The 1,446-nt window shown below is 64.5% G+C and carries 2 protein-coding genes; both read right to left on the bottom strand.

Features of this window, described 5'->3' with window-relative positions; genetic code table 11:
* Positions 1 to 749: biotin/lipoyl-binding protein (locus JHD07_RS28725; protein WP_291628322.1), on the bottom strand; the 749-nt coding region annotated here is incomplete at its 3' end.
* A gap of 4 nt (positions 750 to 753) precedes the next feature.
* Positions 754 to 1,446, bottom strand: a 693-nt coding sequence (locus tag JHD07_RS28720; protein ID WP_291628320.1) for an ATP-binding cassette domain-containing protein, incomplete at its 5' end; no start/stop codon positions are given.

The following is a 1,446-nucleotide window of genomic DNA, read 5'->3' as shown; positions in this document are numbered from 1 at the left end:
ACGGCCGCGTCGGCCTCGACGAAGTGGCTCTTCTGAACGAGCAGCTCCTGCTGGTAGGAGACGAGATCCTGCATCTCGGTGAGATATTGCAGCTTGGAGCCGAATTCGCGGTCCACGAGATATTTGCGTACGTCGACGCGCTGCTGCAGGATCGGAATCAACGAGGAGATTTTGCCGATCGAGGCCTCGGTGGTGGCACGCTCCGCCTTCTTCTGCGTGCCCTGCCATTGCAGTGCGGTCAGCTTGGCTGCCTGCTCCGCCGTTTGCGAAGCAAGAAATCGTTTGGCGGTCCGGATCTGCTCAGGGGTAGCGCCTTGGGGCGGGACAAATTTGCCTTCGTCGCCGCCGGCAAGCGCGGCCCGCAGCCGTGCAATGTCGAGTTCGCTGGCAACGAGGTCGCTCTGGAGATGGCTGAGCTCCGCCTGACTCATGGTCGGGTCGAGTTCGATCAAGAGGTCGCCGGCCTTGACGCGTTGACCGTCCTTCACGTGGATGGCACGCACAACGGCGGTCTCGAAGGGCTGGATGACCTTGGTGCGACCATCCGGCACGATCTTCCCGGTCGCGGTGGCAATGATATTGACCGTGCCGATGCTGGCCCAAACCAGCGCGATCAGGAAGGCCACCGAGATCGCCGCGGAAATGGCCCGGCCAATCGGAGAGGGCGGGGTTTCCACGATCTCGAGGGCGGCCGGGAGGAATGCCAGTTCGTCGCGCGTGCGCGTTGGCCTGCGGAGCAAGGCAAGCATCGCCCTAGCCGACTTCATGGATGCCTGCCTGGACTCGGTGAAGTGTCGCGTAGCGGCCGCCGCTGCGGATCAACTGATCGTGCGAGCCGTCCTCGACGATGCGCCCGCGCTCGATCGTGATGATGCGGTCCGCGGTCCGGACGGTCGACAGCCGATGCGCGATAATCAGGACGGTACGGCCTGCCGTGATTTCGCGCATGTTCTGCTGGATGACCCGCTCGCTCTCGTAGTCGAGTGCGGAGGTGGCTTCGTCGAAGATCAGGATGCGCGGATTGGTCATCAGTGCGCGCGCGATCGCGATGCGCTGGCGCTGGCCGCCGGACAGCGTGCTGCCACGTTCGCCTATGACCGTGTCGTAGCCGTCCTGAAGCTCGAGGATGAAATCGTGGGCGCCGGCGAGCCTTGCCGCTGCCACGACACGCTCCATCGGCAGGGCCGGATCCGCGAGCGCGATGTTGTCGCGCACCGACCGGTTGAACAGCATGTTCTCCTGCAGCACGACGCCGACCTGCCGGCGCAGCCAGGTCGGGTCGACTGCGGCAAGGTCGTTGCCGTCGACCAGCACGCGGCCTGACTCGGGCAGGTAGAGCCGCTGAATCAGCTTTCCCAGCGTGCTCTTGCCCGACCCAGAAGTGCCGACGATGCCGACGATTTGCCCGGCCGGTATTCTCAGGTTGACATCGTTCAGGATGCTCGG

The sequence above is a fragment of the Bradyrhizobium sp. genome (genome assembly GCF_016462955.1).
In the GTDB taxonomy this organism is placed as follows: domain Bacteria; phylum Pseudomonadota; class Alphaproteobacteria; order Rhizobiales; family Xanthobacteraceae; genus Bradyrhizobium.
This window is presented reverse-complemented; position numbering and strand designations above follow the sequence as displayed.